The following is a 2,781-nucleotide window of genomic DNA, read 5'->3' on the forward strand; positions in this document are numbered from 1 at the left end:
GCAACCCGGCCGCGGCCGTCACCGCCCGTGGCGCCGCGAAGCGCGCCCCCGGCCTGGTCGCGACGCTGCTCGCCGGCGCCGAGCAGGAGTTCCAGCGTGCCGCCGGGGCCTGGCACGCGGAGTGGGAGACGCTCGTCGCGCTGCTGCGGGTCACCGCCGGCGCCGCGGCCCGGCTGCGGGTGAGCCTGGACGGACTGCAGGTGCACCCCGAGGCGATGGCCCGCAACCTCGACCTCGCCGCGGGCGCCCAGGGCCACGGCACCGGGCACGCCGCCGACCTGGTCGACACCGTCCTCGCCGGGCGGCCGGCGTGAGCACCCCGGAGGACGTGGGCGCCCCGCGCACCGAGCAGGTCCGCTCGCTGGCCCGTGGGCTGGCCGTCATCCGGTCCTTCGACGCCCAGCGCCCGCAGCAGACCCTCGCCGACGTCGCCCGTGCCACCGGGCTCACCCGCGCCGCGGCGCGCCGGTTCCTGCTCACCCTGGCCGAGGAGGGCTACGTCCGCACCGACGGCAGGCTGTTCACCCTCACCCCGCGGGTGCTGGAGCTCGGCTGGTCCTACCTGTCCGCGATGGGCCTGCCCGAGATCGCGGCCCCGCACCTGGAGCGCCTGGTCGCCACGGTGCGCGAGTCCGCGTCGGTGTCGGTCCTCGACGGCGACCCGCACACCGGCTACGACGTCGTCTACGTCGCCCGGGTCCCCACCTCGCGGATCATGACCGTCACCATCACCATCGGGACCCGCTTCCCGGCCTGGGCGACGTCGATGGGTCGCGTCCTGCTCGCCGCGCTCCCGCCCGCCACCCTCGACTCCTACCTCGGCGCGCTGGAACCCGCGGCGCTGACCGCGCACACCGTCTCGACCCCGGAACAGCTGCGCACCGAGCTGGACCGGGTCCGCACCGACGGGCACTGCGTCGTCGACCAGGAGCTGGAGGCCGGGCTGCGCTCGGTCGCGGTGCCCGTCCACGACCGCGCCGGGAGGGTCGTCGCGGCCGCGAACGTCTCCACCCACGCCTCCCGCAACGACGCCGACGGCCTGCGCGCCGACATCCTGCCCGAGCTGCGCTCCTGCGCCGCCGCGATCGAGGCGGACCTGCGCGCCGCCGGGTGACCGGGAACAGACCGCGCCCGCGGTGGGTTGGCCCTCCCAGGAGCTGACCACGAGCGACGGAGGCACGGTGAGCGGACGTCTGCACCTGGCGGTCGAACTCGGAGCGGCGGGGCGCCACCCCGGCGCGTGGCGGCTCGGCGGCGCCGACCCGGCCCGGCTGTTCACCGCCCCATACCACCTGGACCTGGTCCGCACCGCGGCGCGCGGCGGCCTCGACCTCGTCGCGCTGTCCGACTCGCTGCAGCCGCCCGGTGCCGACCCGGCCGCACTGCCCGGCACCCTCGACGCCGTCGCCGTCGCCGCGCGGGTCGCGCCCGCCGTCCCCGGTATCGGGGTCGTGCCGACGGTGACGGTCACCCACACCGAGCCGTTCCACCTGTCCAAGGCCGTCGCCACCCTGGACTTCGTGTCCACCGGGCGGGCCGGCTGGCAGCCCGACGTGTCGCGCACGCAGGCCGAGGCCGACCTGTTCGGCCGGGCGCGCGCCGATCGCGACGCGGCCTCGCTCTGGCGGGAGGCCGGCGAGGCGATCGAGGTCGCCGCCCGGCTGTGGGACTCCTGGGAGGACGACGCCGAGATCCGCGACTCCGCCACCGGCCGCTTCGTCGACCGCGACCGGCTCCACCACATCGACTTCACCGGCGAGTTCTTCTCCGTGACCGGACCGTCGATCACCCCGCGCCCGCCGCAGGGGCAGCCCCTGACCGTGCTGCGCGGCGACGAGATCGAGGCGCTGGCGACCGTCGGCCGCTACGCCGACGTCGTCCGGGTGGCGGCCGACACGGTCGCCGGTGCCGCCGAGGCCCGGGACCGGGTGTGTGCCGCCGTCGCCGACGCCGGGCGCGACCCCGAACAGGTCACCGTGCTGCTCGACGTCGAGACCCTGCTGGGCGACGACGCCGCCGCGCGGCTGCGCGAGCTCGACGCACTCGCCCCCGCCGACGCCGACACCGTCCCGGCGACGCTGCGCCACGTCGGCGACCCGGCCGCACTCGCCGGCCTGCTGCGCGACGCCGCCGAGGAGCGCGCCGCCGACGGGTTCGTCCTGGCCCCGCTGGCGCTGCCGTCCGGGGTGGACGAGATCGTCGACGGCCTGCTGCCCGCACTCGGCGACGCCTGGACGCCCGCCCCCTACGGCGGCACCCTGCGCGACCGCTTCGGGCTCGCCCGCCCCGCGGACCGGTACACCCGGACGGCGGGCTGACCGGCACACTCGCCGGGTGCGCGTCCTCACCGCCGACGACCGGCTGCGGGCCCTGCTCGCCCGCCAGCTCCTCACCGGGCGAGCCGCCCTGACGGTGCCGCGCGCCCTGGAGCGCATCGGCGGGCTGCAGACCCAGCACGCCCCGTCGGGCTACCTCGGGCTCTGGTCGCGGCTCATCGGCTTCGAGCGGTCCACGCTGACCGCGATGCTGCACGACGGACGCGTCGTACAGGCCTGGGCGATGCGCTCGACCATCCACATGCTCAGCCGCCGCGACCACCGGGTGTTCACCGCCGCCGTCCGGGCCGAGCAGCGCGCGGAGTGGCTGCGGCTGCTCCGCGACGTCACCGACGCCGACATGACCGCCGCCGCACGCGTCGTCGGCGGGCTGCTGGCCGACGGGCCGCGCCGGCACGCCGAGATCACCGCCGCACTCGCCGACGCGGGCCTGCCCGCGGGCGTC

At 77.3% G+C, this 2,781-nt stretch carries 3 protein-coding genes and 1 pseudogene; all 4 read left to right on the top strand.

The genetic code is table 11. The features are described 5' to 3' along the window. Positions 1-314 (top strand): annotated as a pseudogene (locus tag GTW08_RS31455) (3-carboxy-cis,cis-muconate cycloisomerase); the annotation flags it as partial. Continuing rightward, positions 311-1,114 carry an IclR family transcriptional regulator domain-containing protein gene (locus GTW08_RS03750; protein WP_073574285.1) on the top strand — a complete coding sequence of 268 codons (804 nt, stop codon included), beginning with the start codon at positions 311-313 and terminating at the stop codon, positions 1,112-1,114. The pseudogene GTW08_RS31455 and the gene GTW08_RS03750, both read left to right, overlap by 4 nt. A gap of 67 nt (positions 1,115-1,181) precedes the next feature. Next, positions 1,182-2,318: an LLM class flavin-dependent oxidoreductase gene (locus GTW08_RS03755; RefSeq protein ID WP_346009846.1), complete on the top strand. Its 1,137-nt coding sequence runs from the start codon at positions 1,182-1,184 to the stop codon at positions 2,316-2,318. A 16-nt stretch (positions 2,319-2,334) separates the two neighbouring features. After that, positions 2,335-2,781, top strand: a 447-nt coding sequence (locus tag GTW08_RS03760; RefSeq protein ID WP_161151415.1) for a DNA glycosylase AlkZ-like family protein, incomplete at its 3' end; no start/stop codon positions are given.

The organism is Pseudonocardia sp. SID8383 (assembly GCF_009864975.1).
Lineage (GTDB): Bacteria > Actinomycetota > Actinomycetes > Mycobacteriales > Pseudonocardiaceae > Pseudonocardia > Pseudonocardia alni.